The sequence below is a fragment of the Caulobacter sp. GW821-FHT12A07 genome (assembly GCF_058807655.1).
Genome location: NZ_JBXAQX010000009.1, coordinates 135,110 through 157,755, shown reverse-complemented (window position 1 = coordinate 157,755; position 22,646 = coordinate 135,110). Strand labels below are relative to the sequence as shown.

General features: G+C 69.6%; 25 protein-coding genes, 1 tRNA gene and 1 pseudogene. 12 read left to right on the top strand and 15 right to left on the bottom strand.

Going from position 1 to position 22,646, the window contains the following annotated elements; genetic code table 11:
• Nucleotides 1-49: 49 nt before the first annotated feature.
• Complete coding sequence (locus tag AC1RRS_RS18385) at nt 50-529, bottom strand: cupin domain-containing protein (protein ID WP_492856356.1); 480 nt, start codon at nt 527-529, stop codon at nt 50-52.
• 64 nt (nt 530-593) lie between these two features.
• On the opposite strand from AC1RRS_RS18385, the gene dapE reads away from it, so the two are divergent.
• From dapE to AC1RRS_RS18370, 3 genes and pseudogenes are all read left to right on the top strand, one after another.
• A complete protein-coding gene (gene dapE, locus AC1RRS_RS18380; protein WP_492856402.1) occupies nt 594-1,757 on the top strand; it encodes a succinyl-diaminopimelate desuccinylase in 1,164 nt (387 codons plus the stop codon).
• Nucleotides 1,735-1,854, top strand: a pseudogene (locus AC1RRS_RS18375) (hypothetical protein); the annotation flags it as partial. The gene dapE and the pseudogene AC1RRS_RS18375, both read left to right, overlap by 23 nt.
• A 61-nt stretch (nt 1,855-1,915) precedes the next feature.
• Nucleotides 1,916-2,836: a glutaminase gene (locus tag AC1RRS_RS18370; protein WP_492856355.1), complete on the top strand. Its 921-nt coding sequence runs from the start codon at nt 1,916-1,918 to the stop codon at nt 2,834-2,836.
• 565 nt (nt 2,837-3,401) lie between these two features.
• On the opposite strand, the gene truA is transcribed toward AC1RRS_RS18370, so the two are convergent.
• Nucleotides 3,402-4,145, bottom strand: a complete 744-nt coding sequence (gene truA / locus AC1RRS_RS18365) for a tRNA pseudouridine(38-40) synthase TruA (protein WP_487291896.1) — start codon at nt 4,143-4,145, stop codon at nt 3,402-3,404.
• Nucleotides 4,145-5,071, bottom strand: coding sequence for a methionyl-tRNA formyltransferase (fmt, locus tag AC1RRS_RS18360; RefSeq protein ID WP_492856354.1), 927 nt, complete (start codon nt 5,069-5,071; stop codon nt 4,145-4,147). Before fmt ends, truA begins: the two co-directional genes overlap by 1 nt.
• 144 nt (nt 5,072-5,215) lie before the next feature.
• Here fmt and AC1RRS_RS18355 point away from each other — a divergent pair, with 144 nt between their 5' ends.
• The 3 genes from AC1RRS_RS18355 to AC1RRS_RS18345 all read left to right on the top strand — a co-directional run bounded on the left by AC1RRS_RS18355 (nt 5,216) and on the right by AC1RRS_RS18345 (nt 6,486).
• Nucleotides 5,216-5,572 (top strand): cell surface protein, encoded by a 357-nt coding sequence (locus tag AC1RRS_RS18355; protein WP_110121077.1) that lies wholly within the window; start codon nt 5,216-5,218, stop codon nt 5,570-5,572.
• A 298-nt stretch (nt 5,573-5,870) separates the two neighbouring features.
• Nucleotides 5,871-6,188, top strand: a complete 318-nt coding sequence (locus AC1RRS_RS18350; protein ID WP_492856353.1) for a hypothetical protein — start codon at nt 5,871-5,873, stop codon at nt 6,186-6,188.
• 160 nt (nt 6,189-6,348) lie between these two features.
• Nucleotides 6,349-6,486 (top strand): hypothetical protein, encoded by a 138-nt coding sequence (locus AC1RRS_RS18345; protein ID WP_199228285.1) that lies wholly within the window; start codon nt 6,349-6,351, stop codon nt 6,484-6,486.
• A gap of 183 nt (nt 6,487-6,669) precedes the next feature.
• On the opposite strand, the gene AC1RRS_RS18340 is transcribed toward AC1RRS_RS18345, so the two are convergent.
• Nucleotides 6,670-7,143, bottom strand: a complete 474-nt coding sequence (locus AC1RRS_RS18340) for a COG3650 family protein (RefSeq protein ID WP_492856352.1) — start codon at nt 7,141-7,143, stop codon at nt 6,670-6,672.
• Nucleotides 7,144-7,268: 125 nt separating this feature from the next.
• On the opposite strand from AC1RRS_RS18340, the gene AC1RRS_RS18335 reads away from it, so the two are divergent.
• From AC1RRS_RS18335 to AC1RRS_RS18325, 3 genes are all read left to right on the top strand, one after another.
• Nucleotides 7,269-8,396 carry a DNA cytosine methyltransferase gene (locus AC1RRS_RS18335; protein ID WP_492856351.1) on the top strand — a complete coding sequence of 376 codons (1,128 nt, stop codon included), beginning with the start codon at nt 7,269-7,271 and terminating at the stop codon, nt 8,394-8,396.
• Nucleotides 8,397-8,474: 78 nt separating this feature from the next.
• Entirely contained in the window at nt 8,475-9,461 is a 987-nt protein-coding gene (cysK, locus tag AC1RRS_RS18330) for a cysteine synthase A (protein ID WP_492856350.1), read from the top strand.
• Between the two features lie 28 nt (nt 9,462-9,489).
• A complete protein-coding gene (locus AC1RRS_RS18325) occupies nt 9,490-9,924 on the top strand; it encodes a very short patch repair endonuclease (RefSeq protein ID WP_492856349.1) in 435 nt (144 codons plus the stop codon).
• Between the two features lie 152 nt (nt 9,925-10,076).
• On the opposite strand, the gene AC1RRS_RS18320 is transcribed toward AC1RRS_RS18325, so the two are convergent.
• The 3 genes from AC1RRS_RS18320 to AC1RRS_RS18310 form a co-directional block, all read right to left on the bottom strand.
• A complete protein-coding gene (locus AC1RRS_RS18320; RefSeq protein WP_492856348.1) occupies nt 10,077-11,852 on the bottom strand; it encodes an ATP-binding protein in 1,776 nt (591 codons plus the stop codon).
• A 185-nt stretch (nt 11,853-12,037) separates the two neighbouring features.
• A complete protein-coding gene (locus AC1RRS_RS18315; RefSeq protein ID WP_492856347.1) occupies nt 12,038-12,331 on the bottom strand; it encodes a DUF167 family protein in 294 nt (97 codons plus the stop codon).
• A gap of 14 nt (nt 12,332-12,345) precedes the next feature.
• The gene (locus AC1RRS_RS18310; protein ID WP_487291887.1) at nt 12,346-12,660 is read right to left on the bottom strand and encodes a YggT family protein; all 315 of its coding nucleotides are present in this window, start codon (nt 12,658-12,660) and stop codon (nt 12,346-12,348) included.
• 151 nt (nt 12,661-12,811) lie between these two features.
• Here AC1RRS_RS18310 and AC1RRS_RS18305 point away from each other — a divergent pair.
• Nucleotides 12,812-12,887 (top strand) — tRNA-Ala (locus AC1RRS_RS18305).
• Nucleotides 12,888-13,071: 184 nt separating this feature from the next.
• Nucleotides 13,072-14,250 carry a carbohydrate porin gene (locus tag AC1RRS_RS18300; protein WP_492856346.1) on the top strand — a complete coding sequence of 393 codons (1,179 nt, stop codon included), beginning with the start codon at nt 13,072-13,074 and terminating at the stop codon, nt 14,248-14,250.
• On the opposite strand, the gene AC1RRS_RS18295 is transcribed toward AC1RRS_RS18300, so the two are convergent.
• A complete protein-coding gene (locus tag AC1RRS_RS18295; RefSeq protein WP_492856345.1) occupies nt 14,247-14,621 on the bottom strand; it encodes a hypothetical protein in 375 nt (124 codons plus the stop codon). The two genes, AC1RRS_RS18300 and AC1RRS_RS18295, sit on opposite strands and share 4 nt — an antisense overlap.
• A gap of 162 nt (nt 14,622-14,783) precedes the next feature.
• Here AC1RRS_RS18295 and cytX point away from each other — a divergent pair, with 162 nt between their 5' ends.
• Nucleotides 14,784-16,037, top strand: coding sequence for a putative hydroxymethylpyrimidine transporter CytX (gene cytX / locus AC1RRS_RS18290; protein ID WP_492856344.1), 1,254 nt, complete (start codon nt 14,784-14,786; stop codon nt 16,035-16,037).
• A 65-nt stretch (nt 16,038-16,102) separates the two neighbouring features.
• Here the strand turns inward: cytX and AC1RRS_RS18285 are convergent, their stop codons facing one another.
• The 7 genes from AC1RRS_RS18285 to AC1RRS_RS18255 all read right to left on the bottom strand — a co-directional run bounded on the left by AC1RRS_RS18285 (nt 16,103) and on the right by AC1RRS_RS18255 (nt 22,637).
• Nucleotides 16,103-16,489 carry a DUF1801 domain-containing protein gene (locus AC1RRS_RS18285; RefSeq protein ID WP_492856343.1) on the bottom strand — a complete coding sequence of 129 codons (387 nt, stop codon included), beginning with the start codon at nt 16,487-16,489 and terminating at the stop codon, nt 16,103-16,105.
• Nucleotides 16,490-16,509: 20 nt separating this feature from the next.
• The gene (locus AC1RRS_RS18280; protein WP_492856342.1) at nt 16,510-16,920 is read right to left on the bottom strand and encodes a DUF1801 domain-containing protein; all 411 of its coding nucleotides are present in this window, start codon (nt 16,918-16,920) and stop codon (nt 16,510-16,512) included.
• Between the two features lie 91 nt (nt 16,921-17,011).
• Entirely contained in the window at nt 17,012-17,440 is a 429-nt protein-coding gene (locus AC1RRS_RS18275) for an SRPBCC family protein (protein WP_492856341.1), read from the bottom strand.
• Nucleotides 17,437-17,760 carry an ArsR/SmtB family transcription factor gene (locus AC1RRS_RS18270; RefSeq protein ID WP_492856340.1) on the bottom strand — a complete coding sequence of 108 codons (324 nt, stop codon included), beginning with the start codon at nt 17,758-17,760 and terminating at the stop codon, nt 17,437-17,439. The genes AC1RRS_RS18275 and AC1RRS_RS18270 overlap by 4 nt, the downstream gene beginning before the upstream one ends.
• 243 nt (nt 17,761-18,003) lie before the next feature.
• Nucleotides 18,004-18,885: an N-carbamoylputrescine amidase gene (gene aguB, locus AC1RRS_RS18265; RefSeq protein WP_492856339.1), complete on the bottom strand. Its 882-nt coding sequence runs from the start codon at nt 18,883-18,885 to the stop codon at nt 18,004-18,006.
• 6 nt (nt 18,886-18,891) lie between these two features.
• Nucleotides 18,892-19,896, bottom strand: coding sequence for an agmatine deiminase family protein (locus tag AC1RRS_RS18260; RefSeq protein WP_492856338.1), 1,005 nt, complete (start codon nt 19,894-19,896; stop codon nt 18,892-18,894).
• Nucleotides 19,897-20,042: 146 nt separating this feature from the next.
• A complete protein-coding gene (locus AC1RRS_RS18255) occupies nt 20,043-22,637 on the bottom strand; it encodes a TonB-dependent receptor (RefSeq protein WP_492856337.1) in 2,595 nt (864 codons plus the stop codon).
• Nucleotides 22,638-22,646: the final 9 nt, after the last annotated feature.

Below are 22,646 nucleotides of genomic sequence, written 5' to 3'. Positions count from 1 at the left end.
CCATGCTCCGCATGGGCCCCTCCCTCTCTCTAAGAGAGAGGGGTTCTTTTCACCGCTTGCGCCCGCGCTCCACCTCGTACGGCGTTCCGTCGCGATGGCGGTAGGTCTCCTCGCCGGGGCGGATGATCAGGTCGAGGTCGGGATAGTCGCAGCCGTCCTCGGCGGGGCGGCGCGAGCCCATTTCCAGCAGCACGGCGACGCGGTCGGAGCGGTTCTGGATCTGGTGGCCGTCGGCCACGCCGGCCTTGAAGCCCGCGCAGTCGCCGGCCCGCAGGATCGTCTCGCCCCCCTCTTCGACCAGCACGACCTCGCCCTCGACCACCCAGACGAACTCGTCCTCGGCCGTATGCCAGTGGCGCTGGCTGGACCAGACGCCCGGCTCGAGCCTCATGAGATTGACGCCGAACTGGGTGAGGCCGACGGCGTCGCCCAGCTTCCAGCGCTGGCGGGCCTTGCAGGGCGCGTCGAACGGCGGCGGATAGGCCGTGCCGTGGCGGGTGGGAGCCTTGTCGATGTCGATCTTGGGCATGGTCGGCCTTGGCAAGTTCGTGCGCGGTTTGCGTCCCGCCGAAGGGAAGCTTAAAGCCTGCACCATGACCAGTCCCGCGCCCGTTTCCGTCAGCATCGACGCCGTCGAGCTGGCCCAAGCCCTGATCCGCCGCCCGTCAGTCACCCCCGCCGACGAGGGCGCGATGGACGTGCTGCAGCGCCAGCTGGAAGGGCTGGGCTTCAATTGCCGGCGCATGAAGTTCGGCGAGATCGAGAACCTCTACGCCAAGCGCGGGACCGCGCGGCCCAACCTCTGCTTCGCCGGCCACACCGACGTGGTGCCGGTGGGCGACGACGCGGCCTGGACGGCGGGCCCGTTCGAGGCCGAGATCAAGGACGGCGTGCTCTACGGCCGCGGCGCGGTCGACATGAAGTCGGCGATCGCCGCCTTCGTCGCGGCCGTGGCCAATACGGACGAGGTCCCCGGCTCGATCAGCTTCCTGATCACCGGCGACGAGGAGGGCGTGGCCGAGGACGGCACCGTGAAGGTGGTCGAGGCCTTGGCCGCCGAGGGCGAGATCATCGACCACTGCATCGTCGGCGAGCCGACCAGCGCCAGCCTGCTGGGCGACATGGTCAAGATCGGCCGGCGCGGCAGCATCAACGCCTGGATCGCGGTGGACGGCCGCCAGGGCCACGTGGCCTATCCGCACCGGGCGGCCAATCCGATCCCGGTGCTGGTCGACATCCTTTCCCGCCTGCAGAGCCGGATGCTGGACGAGGGCTATACCGGCTTTCAGCCGTCGAACCTGGAGATCACCACGGTCGACGTCGGCAACCCGGCGACGAACGTGATCCCGGCGAGCGCGAAGGCCCGGATCAACATCCGCTTCAACCCGGCCCACAAGGGCAAGGACCTGGCCGCCTGGATCGAGCACGAGTGCCGCGAGGCGGCCGAGGGCTTCTCGGGGAGGGTCGAGGCCCTGTGCAAGATCAGCGGCGAGGCCTTCCTCACTGAGCCCGGCGCCTTCACCGACGTGATCGTCGGCGCCGTGGGCGACGCCACCGGCCGCGTGCCCGAGCTGTCGACCACCGGCGGCACCAGCGACGCCCGCTTCATCCGCGCCATCTGCCCGGTGGTGGAGTTCGGCCTCGTGGGCTCGACCATGCACCAGGTGGACGAGCGGGTGCCGGTCGAGGAAGTCCGCCAGCTGGCGGTGGCCTACACCGCGCTGATCCGGCGGTATTTCGAGGCGTTTTCGGGCTGACGATTTCGAAGGCAAAAATGCTCGTCATCCCGGCCGCAGCGTAGCGGAGAGCCGGGACCCAGGGGCAGCCGCACTGCGCCGTCCCCTGGGTCCCGGATAAGCCCTGCGGGCTTTCCGGGATGACGAACTAGGGGGTAGGCGGAGGGGATGCACAGCGCATGAACGAGCTCTCCATCGACGAAGTCCTCGCCGAGGTCGCCGTGCTGGTGAAGCCGCACTTCGGCAAGGGGCGGGTGCCCGACTACATCCCGCAACTGGCCACCGTGCCGGGGACGAAGTTCGGCATGGCCGTGCGCACGGTGGACGGCGGCGAGCACGTGATCGGCCACGCCGACGAGGGCTTCTCCGTCCAGAGCATCACCAAGGTGCTGAGCCTGGGGCTCGCTTTGAACCGCATCGGCGACGAGGTGTGGACGCGGGTCGGCAAGGAGCCGTCGGGCACGCCGTTCAACCACCTGTCGCAGCTGGAGTCCGAGGGCGGCTTCCCGCGCAATCCGTTCATCAACGCCGGCGCCCTGGCGGTGACCGACATCCTGCTCGACAAGGTGAAAGACCCGGCCGCCCTGGTGCGCGGCTTTGCCGGTTTCCTGGCCGACGGGCCGGTCGAGATCGACGAGGCGGTGGCCGAGTCCGAGCTGGCCAACGCCTGGCAGAACCGGGCCATCGCCAACCTGATGCGCGGCAAGGAGACGATCACCCACGACCCCGAAGCCGTGGTCGCCGCCTATTGCCGCCAGTGCGCCCTGACCATGAGCTGCCGGCAGCTGGCCCGGGCCTTCCTGCCGCTGGCGGCGGGCGGGTTCTCGCCGGTGGTCGAGGAGACGATCTTTCCCGAGCGCCTGACCCGGCGGCTCAATTCCCTGCTGCTGACCTGCGGCATCTACGACAGCGTCGGCAGCTTCGCCTACCGCGTCGGCCTGCCGGCCAAGAGCGGCGTCGGCGGCGGAATCGTGGCGGTCGTGCCCGGCAAGGCGACGGTGGCCGTGTGGTCGCCGGAGCTGGACCGGTTCGGGACGTCGGTGGTGGGGGCGTCGGCGCTGGAGGCCTTCGCGCAGCTGACGAATTGCTCGGTGCTCTGACCTGATCCCTCTCTCTTTGAGAGAGGGAGGGGCCCAGGCGAAGCCTGGGAGGGTGAGAGGTAACAAACTCGCCGGAAGAAGCTCGGCTGTTCAGCCGTCAGCGCATCAAGGGCAGCTGCGCCTCTTCGTGGCGGACTTGAAGTTTGTAGGAAGGCCTGGGGTTTGCCGGTTGGCGGTGAAACCTCTCACCCTCCCACGCCTTCGGCGCGGGCCCCTCCCTCTCTCTATGAGAGAGGGGTCATGTTGCGCGTTTGACCCAGATCAAGGCGACGCTCGCGCGGGGCATGCAACGTCAGGGCGAACTTCAACGGAGCCCGCCATGTCGCTCGGTCAGATCGCCTATCTCGGTTTCGTGCTCGCCGGCTTCGGCGTGTTCATCCTGGCGCTCGGTACGGTCTGGATCGCCGAGCGCATGTCGGACCGCAAGCCGGACTGACCTCCCCACCGGAAGCCCCTTCCCTGACTTCCCCGGGGTTTCCGCCCTCGAGGCCGCCCTCACACCGGCCTCTCCCGCAGCCTCCGTCGACTGTCGAGCCGGCGGAGGCCGCGGGTTTCTTCCAAGCCCTCAGTCGCCGTAGCCGACGCCCACCAGATAGAGCCCGTCGGCCGGGGCCACGGGGCCGCATTGCGTGCGGTCCCTGGCCTCCAGGGCGGCCTTGACGTCGCCGGGCTCCCAGCGGCCGGCGCCGACCTCGACCAGCGTCCCTGTCATCGACCGCACCTGGCGGTGCAGGAACGAGCGCGCCTCGAAGTCGAGGTGGATCTCCTCGCCGACCTGGCGCACGCGGGCGACGTCCAGCGTCTTCAGCGGCGACTTGGCCTGGCAGTGCATGTCGCGGAAGGTGGTGAAGTCGTGCAGGCCGACCAGGGCTTGCGCGGCCGCGTGCATGGCGTCGGCGTCCAGCGGCTTCTTCATGTGCCAGACCTTGCCCTTGTCGAGGGCCGGCGGGGCGCGGCGGTTGAGGATGCGGTAGAGGTAGCGGCGCTCATTGGCCGAAAACCGCGCGTGCCAGTCTTCCGGGGCCACCTCGGCGTCGAGGATCGAGACGGCCTCGCGCATCAGATGGGCGTTGAGGGCGTTCATCACCGTCTGGGCCGGCCAGTCGCGCTCGAGGTCGACATGGACGACCTGGCCGGTGGCGTGGACGCCGGTGTCGGTGCGGCCGGCGGCGGCGATGCGCAGTTCCTGGCCGCTGAAGGCCTTCACCGCCGCCTCGATCGCCCCCTGCACGCTGGGCAGGGTCGCCTGGGCCTGGAAACCGGCATAGGGACGGCCGTCGTACTCGACGAGGAGGCGGTAGCGGGGCATCAGGCCAGGACCGTCCCGGCGGCCAGCGGGAAGCCGCGCAGGAAGACCTCGGCGTCCTGGGCGCCCTTGCCCTCGCGCTGGGCCTTGAGCAGGCGGACAGCGCCCTCACCGCAGGCGATCAGCAGTTCGTCGTCGAGCACGGCGCCGGGCGCGCCATCCGCGTCTTCCACCGTCGACAGCAGGGCCTTCACGCGCACCGGGCCCTTGTCGGACGGGGCCTCGAACCAGGCGCCGGGGAAGGGCGAGAGGCCGCGGATGTGGCGGTCGACCTCGGCGGCCGGGCGGGTCCAGTCGATGCGGGCCTCGGCCGGCTTGATCTTCCTGGCGTAGGTGACGCCTTCTTCGCTCTGCGGCGTCTCGATGGCCTGGCCGCGCTCGATGGCGCCCAGGGCGACGGGCAGGATGCGGGCGCCGACGGCGGCCAGACGGTCGTGCAGGCTGGCCACGGTGTCGAGCGCGTCGATGCGCACGCTCTCCGACAGCAGGACGGGGCCCTCGTCGAGGCCCTCGCTCATCCGCATCACCTGGACGCCGGTGACGGGATCGCCGGCCATGATCGCCCGCTGGATCGGAGCCGCGCCGCGCCAGCGGGGCAGCAGGCTGGCATGCAGGTTGAAACAGCCCAGCTTCGGGGCGTCGAGCACGGCCTTCACGAGGATCTGGCCGAAGGCGACGACGACGGCGGCGTCGAGATCCAGCGCCTGGAAGGCCTCGATCTCTTCGGGGGTCTTCATCGAGACCGGGGTGCGCACGGGCAGGCCCAGGCCCTCGGCGAAGGCGTGGACCGGCGAGGGCTTCAGCTCCTGGCCGCGGCCGCGCGGGGCGGGCGGCTGGCTGTAGACACAGACGATCTCATGGCCGCTGGCGACCAGTTCGGCCAGACAGGCGACGGCGAAATCGGGGGTTCCGAGGAAGGCGATGCGCATGGCGGGGGTTTAGCCCCGCAAGGGCTTCGGGGAAAGCGTGCGGCGCCGGGGGGCGCGCCCGGGGCTTTGAGAGTCGGAACCTCGACCGTTCGCGCATCGTTGTTTGCCGGACTCTTTGCAACCACGACCGTTGGAGGAAGACCCATGCGCACCCTCGCCCTGATCGCCGTCTCCGCCCTGGCCCTGTCGGCCGCCGCCTGCTCGGACCAGCACGCCCAGCAGATCAAGGAAGGCGCCGCCGCCGCCGGCCAGGACATCAAGGACGCCGCCAACGAGATCAAGAACGACCCGGACGTCAAGGAAGCCGGCACGGCCCTGAAGGAAAGCACCAAGGAAACCGCCGCCGACCTCAAGGTCGCCGCCGGCGACGCGGTGGACGCCGCCAAGGAAGCCGGCGCCAAGGCCGGCGACAAGGCCCAGGAAGCCGGCAAGGACATCACCCGCGAGAGCAAGGAAGCGGGGACGGCGGCCAAGAAGGAAGTGCACGAGGCGACGAAGTAGGGCCGCCGGCGGGGGTGAAGTTATCCACAGGGATCGCCTCTTTTTTCCTCCCGTCATTCCCGCCCTTGTGGCGGGAAACCCTGGTTCCGCTGACACGTGAGATGCGAGCGGCGTGCTGAGCACGCCGCCACGACTGCCCTTGCGACTGATAGAGGGGTTCCCGCCACAAGGGCGGGAATGACGGGAGAATTGGGGGGCGGGAGAGGTTTATCCCCGTTGGCCGGCGCCTCTGCCTCAACGAATTCAAAGCCCTACAAGAAAACGCACGTTTCGTGTCCCCGGCCTCCGGACCGGCCTCATGCTGCTGGTCATGAGCGAACAGACCTCCCGCGCCTGGTGCGCGAAGATCCAGCAGCGGCTGATGGCGGCGATGGATGACCTGTGGGCGGCGATGGAGGACGGTTTCGATCGCGAGGCCATGCGCAAGGCGTCGGAAAAGGTGCGGCTGCTGGGCCAGATGGCCGCGACGGTGAGGAAGATCGTCGTGGCCCTGCCGCCCGAGCGCGCGGCGCGGCCGGCGGGCGGATGGCTGTCGGCGCTGGAGCCGGAGGTCGCCCCGCCGAGGCCCGAGCGGAAGATCGATGCGCTGAAGGGCGGGGCGCGCGGGCGGCGTTGAAGTCTGAGAGACCCCTCATCCGACGGCCTTCGGCCGCCACCTTCTCCCGCAAGGGGAGAAGGATACCGGCGTTCTCCGCCGCCCTTGCAAGCGGCGCCGGCGGAACCATATGACGGTCACGGGCGCTGGATTTTCAGACCCGCAACGGACCCGAAACACCATGGCCGCCAAGGCCCTCATCGCTCTCGCCATCGTCGCGGCCATCGCCGTCGGCCTGCTGCTGCCCACCCCGGGCCGCCAGCACAAGGCGCAGGCCAGCCAGTCGCAGATCGAGACGATTGATATCAAGGGCAGCTGAGGCTGCCGGGCGGGCTGATCGGCGTTTGCCAGCTTTAGCCAATTTTTCGCCGCGCATCCCCGCGAAGGCGGGGATCCAAGCGAAGCCTGCAGATAGCCCACAGCCGCGCCACATCCTGAACGTCGGCTTGGATCCCCGCCTGCGCGGGGATCTTACGGCGTGGGGTGGAAGGAGCGCCGAAGCCTAAGGCCGCCCCTGCTTCTCCAGTTCCTCCACCCGTCCCGCGCAGCCCTTCAGGGTCGCGCCGTCGATCCAGACCTCGGCGGCGTGGCTGAAGGCGCGGTCGGACATGCCGTCGGAGCAGGGCTGGGGCGTCAGGCGGAAGACCAGGCGGTGGCTGGCGGCGCCGGGCTCGGCGGCCGGCTGCTCGGCGTCCCAGACGCCCTGCTCGCCGTCGATGCGCACGCCGGGATTGGGCAGGGTGACGGCGCCGCCCTCCATGCGATCCAGCAGAAGCCCGCCCTCGCGGATGCGGCCGCTCCAGAACGGCTCGGTGCCGACGAGATCGAAATCGCCGCCATAGTCGGGACCCACGCTTGTCGGGGCGTCGGCCGGCGCGGCGCTGGCGCCCTCGGACTGGCCCATCGGTCCGTCGCCGCACCCGGCCAACAGCGCACAGGCGGCTCCCACGACGGCGATGACGGTGAAACGCATCATGCGGGCGCTATCCTCGAAGCGGCGGCCGGAGCCCTGACGGGCTCCAATTCCTGGTTCGAGCGTGGCGGGCGCCGAAACCGCTTACACTTTCGGCTGCCACGCTCTGCGGCTAGTCTCCCAGCACGATGAATCACAACGCCGCCCCCGTCTTCTACGAATTCTTCGCTGGCGGCGGCATGGCCCGCATCGGCCTCGGCGAAGGCTGGACCTGCGCCTTCGCCAACGATTTCGACCCGGTGAAGGCCCAGACCTACCGCGCCAACTTCGCCGACGCCGAAGAGCACTTCCACACCGGCGACGTCTTCAAGCTGGAGGCGGCCGACCTGCCGGGCCAGGCGGACCTGGCCTGGGCCTCGAGCCCCTGCCAGGACTTCAGCCTGGCCGGCGCGCGGGCGGGCCTGCACGGCGGGCGCTCGTCGGCCTTCTTCGGCTTCTGGCGGCTGATCGAGGCGCTGGAAGACGAGGGTCGCGCCCCGACCACCATCGTCATCGAGAACGTGGTCGGCCTGTTGACCTCGCACCGCGGCGAGGACTTCACCGCCCTGTGCCAGGCCCTGGCCGACCAGGGCTACCACTTCGGGGCGCTGGAGATCGACGCGGCCAGCTTCACCCCGCAGTCGCGGCCCCGCGTGTTCGTCGTGGCTACCCGGGCGCCGACCGAGGGCCTGACCGGCCAGGGGCCGTTCCACAGCCGCGCCGTGCGCGAGGCCGCCGCCCGCTTGCCCCAGGCCCTGAAGGACCGCTGGCTGTGGTGGGCCCTGCCCGCCCCGCCGGCCCGCAACACCGACCTTTCCACCGTGCTGGAGCCCGACGACGCCGTCGAATGGCGCGGCGAGGAAGCCACCGCCGCCCTGCTGGACCTGATGGCCCCGGCCCACCGCGCCTCGGTCGACGCGCGCGTCGCCTCGGGAGAACGGGCCGTCGGCGGCGTGTTCCGGCGGATGCGCGGCGGCGAACAGCGGGCGGAAGTGCGGTTCGACGGCCTGGCAGGCTGCCTGCGCACCCCGCGCGGCGGCTCCTCGCGGCAGACCCTGCTGGTGATCGACAAGGGCGTGGTGCGCTCGCGCCTGGTCACGCCGCGCGAGGGGGCCAGGCTGATGGGCCTGCCCGACAGCTACGCTCTGCCGAAAAGCGCCACCGCCGGCCTGCACGTGATCGGCGACGGCGTGGCGGCCCCGGCCGTGCGCTGGCTGGCCGAACACCTGCTGACTCCGCTCGCGACCAGGAAATCTGCGGCCCTGGCGGCCGAATAGGTCGCTGACACGCAAAAGCCTACGGCCTAAGGTGGAGATCGACCCTAGGGCCGCAATTCAACGCTCCGAGAGACCATCATGGACGACGCTTCCAGCCTGTACGACGCCGCGCGCTTCAAGCGCGCCGGCCGGGGCAAGATCTACGACTCCATCCTCGACACCGTCGGCGACACCCCGATCATCCGCCTGCCGCGCCTGATGGCCGAGCTGAAGCCCAAGGGCGAGGTCGTGGCCAAGCTCGAGTTCTTCAACCCGCTGGCCTCGGTCAAGGACCGCATCGGCGTGGCCATGGTCGAGTACCTGGAAGCCAAGGGCGTGCTGAAGCCGGGCGGCTCGATCGTCGAGCCGACCAGCGGCAACACCGGCATCGCGCTCGCCTTCGTGGCCGCGGCCAAGGGCTACAAGCTGACCCTGGTGATGCCCGAGAGCATGTCGATCGAGCGCCGCAAGATGCTGCTGCTGCTCGGCGCCAAGCTGGAGCTGACCCCGGCCGAGAAGGGCATGCGCGGCGCCGTCGCCCGCGCCCAGGAGATCGTCGAGGCCACCCCCGGCGCGGTGATGCCGCAGCAGTTCGAAAACACCGCCAACCCGCTGATCCACCGGGTCTCGACCGCCGAAGAGATCTGGAACGACACGGCCGGCGCCGTGGACGCCGTGGTCTCGGGCGTCGGCACCGGCGGCACGATCAGCGGCGTCGGCCAGGTGCTGAAGGCCCGCAAGCCGGGCCTGAAGATGGTGGCCGTCGAGCCGGAAGCCTCGGCCGTGCTGTCGGGCGGCCAGCCCGGCCCGCACAAGATCCAGGGCATCGGCGCCGGCTTCGTGCCGGGCATCCTCGATCGCGGCGTGATCGACGACATCGTCCAGGTCAGCAACGACGACGCCTTCGCCATGGCCCGCAAGGCCGCCTCGACCGAAGGCCTGACCGTCGGCATCAGCTCGGGCGCGGCCCTGACCGCCGCCTTCGACCTGGCTTTGCGCGACGAATACGCCGGCAAGCTGATCGTGGCGATCATCCCCAGCTTCGCCGAACGCTACCTGTCGACGGCCCTGTTCGAGGGGCTGTAAGGCTGCCGGCCGGATCGGGGAGCGACGGGTGACCGACGTCTTCGATCCGGCCAAGCGCTCGGCCGTCATGGCCCGGGTGAAGAGCAAGGGCACCACGCCCGAACTCGCCCTGCGCCGGCTGCTCACCGCTCTAGGCGCCCGCTACCGCCTGCACCGCAAGGACCTGCCCGGCTCGCCCGACGTCGTCATGCCGGGGCGGAAGCTCGTCTTCTTCGTGCATGGCTGCTTCTGGCACGGCCACGACTGCGCGCGGGGCTCGCGCGTACCCAAGGCCAATCGCGACTACTGGCTGGCCAAGGTGGCCCGCAACAAGGCCCGCGACGCCAGGAACGAGGCGGCGCTGGTCGATACCGGCTGGCGGGTCGAGACGATCTGGGAATGCCAGATGAAGGACGAGGCCGCGCTGGTGGAGCGGCTGCGTGCAAACCTCTCCCATGGGGAGAGGGAAGGGCCCGCGCCGTAGGCGTGGGAGGGTGAGGGGGTACGCCGTTTGCCGCCCTGCCCCGTCGTCCCTGCCTTGTCCGGAAAGGTCCCTAACCCCTCACCCTCCCAGGCTTCGCCTGGGCCCTTCCCTCTCCCTATGGGAGAGGTGTTTCCGGGTGGGAGAGGGCGGCCTTACGCCGCCGCCGTCCGCGCGGGGATGACCGGCAGCACCTCGACCAGGGCGGCGTGCAGCTGGGCCGGGTCGATGGGCTTGGCGACGTGGGCGTTCATGCCGGCGGCGCGGCAGGCCTCCCAGTCCTTGGGGGTGGACGAGGCGGTGACCGCGATCACCGGCACGCCGCGATTTAGGCCCGGCTCGGCGCGCAGCACGCGGGTGGTCTCGCGGCCGCCCAGGCCCGGCATGTAGACATCCATCAGCACCGCGTCGAACACGGTGGAGGCCAGGATCTCCAGCGCTTGCTCGCCGGACTCGGCCAGGACGGGCGTGACGCCGAAGGTCTGCAGCACCAGCTCGACCGCGCGGCGGTTGACCACGTGATCGTCGACCACCAGCACCCGCGCCCCGGCGATCGAGGCGACATCGTCGGCGGCGGCCGGGGCCTGGGCCTCGTCGACCCGCAGGGTGAAGCGCATGCTCGCCCCATGACCCAGCCCTTCGCTGGCGGCCGACAGGTCGCCGCCCATCAGCCGGGCCAGCTCGCGGCTGATCACCAGCCCCAGGCCCGAGCCGCCGTGCAGCCGCATGACCTCGGCGTTCAGCTGGTCGAACGGGGTGAACATACGGGGCATGACCTCGGGCTCGATGCCCCGGCCGGTGTCGGTGACGGCGATCTCCAGGGTCCAGCCCTCGCCCTGGCGATGGGCGGCCAGGGCCACGGTGACGCCGCCCTGCTCGGTGAACTTGATGGCGTTGGACAGCAGGTTGTTGAGCACCTGGCGCAGGCGCAGGGCGTCGCCCGACACCCAACGCGGCAGGCCCACGGCCCCCTCGACCCGCAGCTTCAGCCCCTTCTTCTGGGCTTCGGGACGCCACAGCCGCAGGGTGTCGGCCAGGGCCTGGCGCAGGTTGTAGGGCGCGCGCTCCACCGCCATGCGGCCGGCCTCCAGGCGCGAGAAGTCCAGCAGGTCGTTGAGCAGGGTGCGCATCATCGCGCCGGCGTCGGAAATCAGCTGGGCGTGGACCTTGGACGAGGCTTCCGGCACCTCGCTGTGCAGGCGCGCGGCGCCGGCCAGTATGGCGCTGATCGGGGTGCGCAGCTCGTGGCTGATCATGGCCACGAAGGCGCTCTTGGCGGCGACGGCTTCTTCGGCCTCATGGCGGCGGCGCTCGGCCTCGGCCTTGGCGGCCTCCTCGGCCTTGAGGGCGGCCTCCAGCGTGCGGGCGGCCACGGCGACCGAGAAGATCAGCAGCAGCACCCCGAACCACAGGGCGTTGGCCAGGGGCGCGTCGGGATTGGCCGCCCGGCCGATGAACGGCACGATCAGCAGGTAGACGATGTGCGGCGCGGCCGCCGCGAGCGTGGCGGATCTCAGGCTGACATTGACGACGATGACGTTGAGCAGGGCGCCGGCCAGCAGCATGCCGCCCAGGGTGGGGGCGAAGCGCTGGTTCGAGGCGAACAGCGGCAAGGCCAGGGCCCCGAAGATGATCGAGGTGATCGCCGGCATGATCGCCAGGGCCCAGCGCCGCCAGCCGGCCAGGGCGCGCTCGGGCGCTGCCTTCAGCGACTGGAACAGCCACAGCTCGAACAGCTGGGCGATCGCGTAGGCGGCCGCCCACAGCCACACCCAGCGCATGCCGATATAGATGTGCAGGATGGCGGCCATCGAGATGGTGGCGGTCAGGCGCAGATAGATGTTGCCCCGCCGGGCCGCGGCGGCGCGGACGATCGCCGCCTGCCTGTCTTTGACGCTTAGGGCCTTGTCGCTTACGGCCGTGGAGCTCATCGCGCGGCCCCCGCTGGCCCTGGTGATCGCCATTTTCGCCCAAACCCTGGGCGCCCAAACCCTGGGCGAAGACCTCTAAGAGGTCGTGAAAGAACACTATTCTTTCAATGGCACAGCCAAAGCGCGCTTGCGAGGGCGCGGCGGGACCGGCGGCCGATTTGTCGCACCTGGCGTTGAAAAAGGGATCAGGCGGGGCGGGCCAACAGGCGGTCCAGCACCTCTTGCGCCAGGCCCTCCACCTCGATGCGCTTGAGGCGGGCGGTCGCGCCCGAGACCACCCGCACGGCCGAGCGCGGCGCGGACAGGCGCTTGGCCAGCAGGGCCACGAGGGCGGCGTTGGCCTCGCCCTCGACCGGCGGGGCGCTGACCCGGACCTTCAGATAGGGACGGCCGTCGGCGTCGGCCGCCCAGCCGTCGATCGCGTCGCGCCCGCCGCGCGGCGTCAGGCGCACGGCGAGGACGGCGACGGGAACGGCCACGGGGGCCTTCTGACTCAGCCGAGCAGGCTCAGCAGCATGTTGCGCAGCGGGTAGAGCAGGAACGACTGCACGCCGACGATGATCAGGAACAGGATGATCGGGGTGATGTCGACGCCGCCCAGCGGCGGGATCACCCGGCGCAGCGGCGCCAGCAGCGGCGCGGTCACCGCGTCGAGGAAGCGGCTGATCGAATAGACCGCGCGGTTGCGCAGGTTGATGACGTCGAAAGCCACCAGCCAGCTGATGATCGCGCTGATGATCACCGCCCACTTGAGCAGGTTCAGCAGCGAGCCGAGGATGAAGAAGACGAACAGGATCAGGTTGGCCATGGGCGTTCCGCGAAAGGTCGCCCGCTTCTTGCCCGCCCCTGTCCCCGCTGGCAAGGCCGCGCTGTTTCCGGCTTCCACCAGAGCTTCCGCGCGGACCCGCGCAACTGCCGCTTGACGGACGCCGCCGGCCACCGTATCTCCGCGCTTCCTTGGGGCCGTAGCTCAGATGGTAGAGCGCCTCGTTCGCAATGAGGAGGTCAGGGGTTCGATTCCCCTCGGCTCCACCAAGGACCTTTCCGGACATCGTCATGCTACTCGCGCCAGCGCCCTCCTCGCGCCTCGCGGCTGTGCTCGCGCGAGTGCTCCACCTTGGGCGCCGCGACGTTGCGTCGCGGCGTAAACGGCTGGAAATAAAGGGTTTCTGAGCCTTGGGCCGCGATGCTGGCCGCCACTTCATCAAGCGGCGGCAGAATGCGGACCCTGATCATCGGAACGGCCCTGGCGGCCGGCCTGGCCGGTTTTGGCCAGGCGCAGGCGCGGGAGGCGGAAGCCTCCGGGGCGCTGGATCTCTCCTTCGGCTACAAGGCCGACCTGGCGGCGACGGTCGACGGCGGCGCGGCCCGGCGCGGGCGGGTGCTCGACAACCTGACGATCGGGGCGGACCTGGACCTGGAAAAGGCGGTCGGCTGGACGGGCGCGCGGGCCCACGCCCTGGTGCTGAACAACACCGGCGGCGCGCCGGGCGACGACTCCGGCTCGATCCAGGGCGTCGACAACATCGAGGTCTCGCGCCATCGGCTGCGGCTGTACGAGGCCTGGATCGAGCAGGACCTGGCCGGCGGCAAGGGCTCGGTGCGGGCCGGCCTCTATGACCTGAACAGCGAATTCTACGCCAACGACAGCGCCGGCCTGCTGATCGCGCCGGCCTTCGGCATCGGCTCGGAGCTGGCGGCGACGGGGCCGAACGGGCCGTCGATCTTTCCCTCCACGAGTCTGGCGGTGCGCCTGGCCTGGACGCCGTCGGAGCATGTCTACGCCCAGGCGGCGGTGCTCAACGCCCATGCCGGGGTGCTGGGCGATCCGGGCGGGATCGACTTCCACATGGACGACGGCGCCCTGCTGATCGCCGAGGGCGGCTGGACCGGAGCCGGCAAGGTTGCCTTCGGCGCCTGGCGCTACACCCGCAAGCAGGACGACATCCGCGAGCTGGGGCCGACGGGCGATCCGGCCAAGCGCAAGGCCCAGGGGGCCTATGTGCTGCTGGAGCGGGCGCTGACGGGGGCCTACGGCGAGGACGCCGTGCGCCGCACGACGGCCTTCGCCCGCCTGGGCGTCTCGGACGGCGACACCACGCCGTTCCAGGGCGGCTGGCAGGCCGGGATCAAGGTCGACCGGGTGTTTGCCAGCCGGCCGGACAGCGCCTTCTCGATCGGCGTCAACCAGGCCTACCTGACCCAGAAGCACCGGGCCAACGCCGCCGACGCCGGCCAGGACCTGGGCGATACGGAGTCGGCGATCGAGGTCACCTATGCCGACACCGTCGGCCCGCTGACCCTGCAGCCGGACCTGCAATACGTGATCCGTCCCGGCGGCGACCGGGCGATGAAGAACGCCGTGGTGGCGATCCTGCGGGTGGGGGTGGAGTTCTAGGCGCGACCTTCGTAGGCGGCCAGAACGCTCCAGAGCTTCTCGGCCTCGTCGCCGCCAAGCTCGGCGGCGTTGCGAACAGCCTGGTATTCGACTTCGTCCTTTATGCGCCCTCTACGGAGAGCGCGCCGCGCGACCTTGGAAAAACGGACGCGCATCTCGGTGAGGCTCGGCAACCCATCCTTCAGCAACGCCCTGTCGATTTCCTCGACCTGCGGCGCCGGCCAAGACCAGGTCATCTCAACAAGGTCGCCGACGGCCATCGACAATCCCGCCCGCGCCTTGGCGGGCGAGGAGGCGGCCAAGGCGTCGAGAACCGCGACCGGATCGGTCGCCGGCGACAAGAGCGCTGGCGGAAAGACAGCCCTCGCCATGCGCCCCAGCCATGCTCGCCGCCGCTCGTATTCTCCTGCTTGCACAGTCATCGACCGGGACGGTGGCAGAAGGGCGAAGACGACGCAACGCCGGGCTTCTACCAGCGTCCGAACTCCTCTGCCGCTTCCGCCGCAGCGCCGCGACCTGCTAAGGCTGGCGGCATGGCCAAGCTCGACGATGCATATGATCCGTTGACCCCCGTGCCGGCCGAGCGCCGGGTGTTCGGGACGCGGGACGCCTTTTCGCTGTGGTTCAGCCTGGGGATCGGCCTGCTGGTGCTGCAGGCCGGCGCGTTCCTGGTGCCTGGGCTCAGCCTGCCGATGGCGCTGGCGGCGATCGTGGTCGGCTCGGTGCTGGGGGCGCTGCTGCTGGCGGCGGCCGGCGTGGTCGGGGCCGACACCGGGCTGTCGTCGATGGGCGCGCTGCGGCTGACCCTGGGCCGGCGCGGCGCGGCGGTTCCGGCGGTGCTGAACGCGGTGCAGCTGGCCGGCTGGGGCGCGTTCGAGATCATCGCCATGCGCGACGCCGCCGACGCCCTGGCCAAGCAGAACTTCGGCGTCTCCAATCCGCTCGCCTGGACCCTGCTGTTCGGCGTGCTGGCCACGGCCCTGGCGGTGCTGGGGCCGGTGTCGTTCGTGCGTCGGTTCCTGCGGGCCTGGGGCCTGTGGCTGCTGCTGGGCGGGGCCGGCTGGCTGACCTGGCGGCTGCTGGCCCAGCACGACCTGGCCGCCCTGATGGCGAGGGCCGGGACGGGCGAGACCAGCTTCGGCGCCGGGGTCGACCTGGTGGCGGCCATGCCGCTGTCGTGGCTGCCGCTGATCGCCGACTACACCCGCTTTGGCCGCACCCCGGGCGGCATGTTCCGGGGCAGCGTCGCCGGCTATGTACTGGCCAACATCTGGTTCATGGGGCTGGGCGCGGCCTACGCCCTGGCGGCGGGCAGCGAGGGGCTGCTGCTGAGCGCCCTGGCGGCGGCCGGCGGCGGGATCGCCCTGCTGCTGATCATCATCGACGAGACCGACAACGCCTTCGCCGACCTGCACTCGGCCGCGGTCTCGACCGCCACCCTGGTTCCGGTGCGGCCGGCGCGGCTGGCGCTGGCGTTCGGCGCGGTCTGCACCCTGGCGGCCCTGCTGGCGCCGATGGGCCAGTACGAGGGCTTCCTGCTGCTGATCGGCTCGGTGTTCGCGCCGCTGTTCGGGGTGCTGCTGGCCGACCACTTCATCGTGCGTCGCCGCAAGACCGAAGGGGCGGCGAGCGGGGCGGTGAGTGTTTCGGGCCTTGCGGCCTGGGCGATCGGCATCGCGGCCTATCAGGCGGTGAGCCGCCTGGCGCCGGAGGTCGGGGCGACCCTGCCGGCCGTGGTGGCGGCGGGCGCGGCGTATGTGGGGCTGCGGCGGGTGGTGAAGGGCTGACTCCTCGCACCTCTTTTCCCGTCATTCCCGCCCTTGTGGCGGGAATGACGGGCGTTTTAAGAGAGCTACTTTTTCTTCTTCGCCGTGTTGAGCTCGACCGCCGCGCGGATCAGGGCCTTGAACGCCGCCGCGTCCACCGCCTCGCCCTGGCGGATGTCGATGGCTCGGCGGGTGTTTCCATCGAGGCTGGAATTGAACAGGCCGGCGGGATCGGGCAGCGAGGCTCCCTTGGCGAAGGTCAGCTTGATGTAGGCCTTGTAAGTCTCGCCGGTGCACAGGATGCCGGCGTGCGACCAGACGGGCGTGCCGCGCCACTTCACCTCTTCGAGCACTTGCGGATCGGCCTCGTGGATCAGGGCGCGCATGCGGGCCAGGGCCTCGCCGCGCCAATCGGCGAGGCCGGCGATGCGGTCGTCGATGTATTTGGCGGCGTCCTCGACGGTGTCGGTCATGGCGTTTCCTCGTTCGTTTCTTAGAGCCGCTCGCCGGGCAGGGCGGCGGCCTGTTTGATCCAGGCGGTCAGGCGGGCCTCGTCGAGGGGCTCGTCCTCGTGGATGTGGAAATAGCGGGTATCGCCGCTCTTGGACGGTTCGGGCGGGACGGGGTCGAGGGCCTGGCCGCGGAAGAAGGCGACCTTCACGTAGCGGGCGTAGACGTGGAAGCTGAGGAACCAGCTCTTCTCCTCATCCGGCGCGCCGTAGAACGGCGAGTTCCACTTCACGGCCTTGCGCACGCCGGGGACGGCGGCGGTGATCAGGGCGTCCAGGCGGGCGCCGACGGCGCTCTTCCAGCCGGGCATGGCGGCGACATAGGCCTGGATCGGGGCCTCGCCGTCGCCCTTGGCGATCTGGGGGTTGCCGCCCGAGAGCAGCTTGGGGGCCATGATCCAATCTCCAAAACTCATCGTCGTCCCGGCCCCAGCGTAGCGGAGAGCCGGGATGACGGGCTAGGAACGCACGAACCGCACCCTTCCCTCAATCCTTCCCCAGCACCGCTTCCAGCTTCTCGAGGAAGCCTTTCCAGCCGGCGTGGGCGCCGCCATAGGCCTGCTTCTGGTCGGGGCGGAAGCCGGACTGCTCCATGCGCAGGTGCGTGCCCGCCGCCGTGGGGGTGAGGGTGAAGGTGACCACGCTGGTCAGGGCGTAGGCGGGGTCGGGGTGGGCGTGGTTCCAGGTGTAGGAGAGGCTGCTCGGCGGATCGACCTCCAGCACCTCGCAGTCCAGCACCCCGCCCCACTCGCCGCGCAGGGTGAAGCGGTGGCCGACCACGGGGGCGAAGTCGGACTTCATCAGCCACTCCTCGATCAGGTGCGGCTGGGTCAGGGCGCGCCACAGCTTGTCGGCCGGGAACGGCAGGTCGCGCTCGACGACGACGGAGCGCAGGTCGGCGGTCTGGTCGATCATTGGTCCATCCTGTTCAAAAGGTCCTCCAGCCGGTCGAAGCGGCTCTCCCAGAAACCGGCCATGCGACGGGTCCAGTCGACCAGGGGCGACAGGGCCTCGAGGCGGGCGCTGTAGTGGGTCTGGCGGCCGGCGTGGCGGTCGGTGACCAGGCCCGCCTGCTTGAGCACGGCCAGGTGCTTGGACACCGCCGGCTGCGAGACGCCGGCCTGGGCCGTCAGCGCCCCCACCGTCTGCTCGCCCTCGCGGCACAGCCGCTCGAACAGCGCCCGGCGGGTGGGGTCGGCGAGGGTGCGGAAGAGGTCGTCGGGGGCGGGGGTCATGCCTGGGCCTGGGAGCAATCGATAACCGGTTGGCTATGGGTTATTGATAACTACGGAGTTATGGATGAGTCAAGCAGGCATGAAGAACGCCCCCTCCGGCGGACGGAGGGGGCGCTCTAGATGCTCCCCCTTTGGGGGAGCTGTCGCGAAGCGACTGAGGGGGCTTGCGCGGCATAGGCCGGCGCTACCCCCTCCGGCCCTCTGGGCCACCTCCCCCAAAGGGGGAGGATTTGTCTTGCCGGATCAGGCGCTCGGCCGCGGCCCGGCCAGGCTGGTGTAGAACTCCGGCCGGCGGTCGCGGAAGAAGCCCCAGGCGGCGCGGTGGGTGGTGAGGAAGTCGAGGTCGAAGCTGGCCTGGACCAGGCCCTCGTCGGCGCGGCCGAGTTCGCTGACCAGGTCGCCGCGATGGTCGGCGATGAACGACGAGCCGTAGAAGGTCTGGCCGCCGTTGGGATAGCCGTCCCAGGGCTCGAAGCCGATGCGGTTGGCGCCGATCACCGGGATCACGTTGCTGACCGCGTGGCCCTGCATGGCCCGCCGCCAGGGCAGGGCCGTGTCGAGGGAGGCGTCATGCGGCTCGCTGCCGATGGCGGTGGGGTAGAACAGGGCCTCGGCGCCCATCAGGGCCATGGCGCGGGCGGCCTCGGGGTACCACTGGTCCCAGCAGATGCCGACGCCCAGGCGGCCAAAGCGCGTGTCCCAGACCTTGAAGCCCGTGTCGCCCGGCCGGAAGTAGTACTTCTCCATATAGCCGGGGCCGTCGGGGATGTGGCTCTTGCGATAGACGCCCAGCAGAGAGCCGTCGGCGTCGGCCATCACCAGGCTGTTGAAGTAGTGCGGGCCCTCGCGCTCGAAGATCGAGATCGGGATGACCACGCCCAGTTCGCCGGCCAGGGGGGCGATGGCCTTGACCACCGGGTGCTCGCGCCACGGGTGCGCCTCGGCGAACCAGCGCTCTTCCTGCGCGACGCAGAAGTACGGCCCCTGGAACAGCTCCGACGGCAGGATGACCTGCGCGCCCTTGGACGCGGCCTCGCGGATGAAGCCCTCGGTCTTCTTGATGTTGGCGTCCAGGTCCATGCCGTAGGAGGTCTGGATGGCGGCGACGCTGAGCGTGCGGGGCATGCGGACTTACTCCTCGGGTTCTTGCTGGCTGATGCAGTGGAACGAGCCGCCGCCCGTCAGGATCGCGGTGGAAGGCAGGCCGATGACCTGGCGCTCGGGGAACAGGCCCTTGATCACCTCGACGGCGAAGGCGCCGGATTCCTCGGCGTAGATCGGCACGATCACCGCCTCGTTGGCGATCAGGAAGTTCATGTGCGAGGCCGGGATCGGCTCGCCGTCCTCGTCGAGGATCCGGCCCGGCGAGGGGATGCGCACGACCTGCAGCGGCGAGCCGCGGCTGTCGGTCATGGCGCCCAGCAGGCGGGCGGTCTCGGCATAGACCTCGGCGTTTGGATCGTCGGCGCCGAAGGCCATCGGGCAGGCGACGACGCCCGGGGCGACGAAGCGGGCCAGGTTGTCGACGTGGCCGTCGGTGTGGTCGTTGAGCAGGCCGTCGCCCAGCCACAGCACCTTCCTGGCGCCGAGCGCGGCGGCGAGGGCCGAGGTCGCGGAGGCTTCGTCCCAGCCTTCGTTGCGGTTTTCGTTCAGCACGCACTGGCGGGTGGTCAGCACGGTGCCGAGGCCGTCGTGGTCGACGGCGCCGCCTTCGAGGATGAAGTCGTTGCGGACCAGCGGCGCGCCCGAGGCGGCGGCGATCTGCTCGGCGACGATGTCGTCGCCTTCGAGGTCGTACTTGCCGCCCCAGCCGTTGAAGCGGAAGCCGGCGGCCGAAGCGCCGTCACCGCCGGCGGTGAAGATCGGGCCGGTGTCGCGCAGCCAGATGTCGCCGAACTGGCCGCGGACGATCTCGACGGTGGTGTCGGAGAGCAGGGCTTTCGCCGCTTCCTCGGCCTCGTCGCCGACGACCATCAGGCGCACGCGCTCGCCGCCCGGGCCGGCCAGGGCGCGGGCGAGGTCGGCGACCTCCTGTTGGGCCTGCTCGAGGTCTTCCTGCCAGAGCTCGCCATGGCTGGGGAAACCCAGCCACATGGCGCGGTGCGGAGCCCACTCGGCGGGAACGGTGAGGGTCATTTTCGAAAGCCTGGTCAACAAGAGGGGGCGCAGATGGCCCCTGGGGGTCGAAGGGTCAAGCGCGCCTTCTAGCAAATTGGTGCGACAAAAGAAAAAGGGCGGCTCCGAAGAGCCGCCCTTCCCCGTCTTGCGAAGCTTGCGGAGGCTTAGAAGCCAGCGCGGAGCGTCAGGGTCACCGTGCGCGGGGCGCCGATGTTGGCGAACGGACGGCTGTAGCCGGGCGCGCCCGGGGTCGCGCTCGTCTGGGTGCCGATGTTGCCGTAGTAGTTCTTGTCGAACACGTTGATCACGTTCAGCTGGACGTTCGAGTTCTTGTAACCGAAGCGCTCCAGCTCGAAGCGCACGTCCAGGTCCGTCGTGATGTAGGACGGAACCTTCAGGTCGTTGACGTCGGTGACCCAACGCTCGCCGACGTACTTGGTCTGGGCGCCCAGGGTCAGGCCCTCGAGGACTTCCCATTCCATGCGGTTCGAGAAGGTGACGTGCGGGGTCTCGACGATTTCCTTGCCCTTGGTGGCGGCGAAGGTCGTCGAGGTGATGGCGATGTTATCCTGCACTTCGCTGTCGTTGTACGAGAACGAGAAGTAGGCCGCCAGGTACTCCACCGGCTTGAAGCCGACCGAGGCGTCGAAGCCGTACTGCTTCACCTTGCCGACGTTGCGGTCGATGTTCAGGCCCAGGTCCTGATCGTACGAGCTGACGATCCGGTTTTCGAACTGGGTCGCCCAGGCGCTGGCCGAAGCGATGATCGCGCCGCTCTGGTAGCGATAGCCGCCTTCGAAGGTGGTGCTGGTTTCCGGCTGGACGGTCGCGTTGCCGATCGAGCCGTTGGCCAGGCGCAGCACGGTGTACAGGTTGTCGGTACGCGGCAGCGAGGTGGATTCCGCGTAGCTGCCGTAGATCGAGCTGGCTTCACCGAAGCGGTAGGTCGCGCCGATGTTCGGCAGCACGTCGTCGTACTTCAGGGTCTTGGAGTACGGAGCGATGTACTGGGTGGTGCCGCCATCGAACGTCACGTTGCCGTTGGCCAGCGGGGTGCTGGGCGTTTCGGTGGTGCAGCGCACGGTGCTCGAAGCGTTCTGCGAGTAGCAGAACTGGTTCAGTTCACGCTTGAAGAACGGAGCGCGCAGGCCGACGCTGACGTTCAGGTTGTCTTCCAGGAACTTGCCCCGGTACTCGACGCTGACCTGGTTCAGGGTGGCGATCGAGAAGCGGTCGCGGGCGCGCATGAAGCTCTTGCCGTCGGCGGTCACAATCTTGTCGCCGTGGCCGTCCTTGCCGCCGAACCAGCTCTGGTAGGTCGGGGTGTCGCCCTGGTCGATGAAGCTGTACTCGCCGGTCTGGCGGTGACGGCCGTAGTCGAGGGTATAGCCGACGCGGATGGCGTTGTTGTCGTTCAGCTTCCAGATCAGCGAGGTGAGCAGGCCGTAACGACGGGTGTTGGTGTTGCTCGGGTTCATGACCCGCACCGTGTCGTTGGTGTCGCCGTCGCCGTTCAGGTCAACGCCGGCGGTGAGCAGCGAAGCGGTGGTCTGGGCGCCGAGAAGCTGACGGGTCGAGGTCGAGCAGGCGCTGGTGGCTTGCGCGCTGGTCGGGGCGGCCGTCACGGTCGGGTTGGCCGCGAAGTAAGCGGCGCGGCAGCTTTCCGACAGGGTGGTGTTCTGGGTGCCGCCGTTGGCCAGGGTGTACTGGAACGACGGGTCGACGGTCAGGGTGAAGCCGTTGCCGAGCGTGAACTTCGACTGACCGCGGATGTTGCCGGTGTTCGACGGATTGACGCGCAGGTTGTAGAAGCTCGAGTTGGTCGAGGCCGAGTCGAGATCGATGTCGCCGGTGACGCCGGTGCCGCCGGCGCGAGAGGTCGGCGCAACGTAAGCCGTCGCGAAATCGACGCTCCAGCCGGCCGTGTCGACTTCGTTAGGCAGCGACGCCGTCGCGGTCCGCAGGCTCGGGCCGTAGTATGCGTTGTTGCGGTTGACGTTGTAGTGCGCGGCCAGGCTGATGAAGTCGGTGCCGTCGCCGATCGGCTGATAGATCTTGGCGTTGATCTGGCGCTTGTAGATTTCGCCTTCGCCCTTGAACTTGTCGTACTTCTGGTACGAGCCTTCCACCCACATGCGGGTGCCCCAGGGGCCGACTTCGCCGCTTTGGACCATGGCCGCGTAGCGCTGGTAGTCGAAGCTGCCGACGCTGGCCTGGACCCAGGCGCCGCGCTCCTTGGAGGGCGTCAGGGTCGAGATGCCGATGGTGCCGCCGGTGCTGGCCGCGGTCGGGCTGTCGACGTCGGTCGAGCCGGTGTTGACCGAGGCGCTGCCGATGATTTCAGAGTCAGGCAGCTGGTTGGTGTAGGTCGCGTAGTTGCCGGTGTCGTTCAGCGGCATGCCGTCGAAGGTCAGGGCGACGCGGTTGCCGTCGAAGCCGTGCAGACGGATGTTGCCGCCCGACGAGCCGTACGGGTCGTTGTTGGTGAAGTTCAGACCCGGCACCAGGATGTTCAGCGACTGGATGACGGTCTGGCCGGGAACCTGGGTCTGCAGGAATTCCTGCGACACCGTGGTGCGGCTCTTGGCGACCGTCTCGGCGGTGATCATGCCATCGACCGTCTTCGGACGGGTGCTGGCGGTGACGACGATCGAGTCCAGTTCGGTCGAGGCGGTCGACTGAGCCATGGCGGCGGTCGCCGCCAGCAGGCTGCCGACCAGCGCGGTCGACGCCAGACAGGCGATTTTTTTCGTGTTCATTCCAATGAT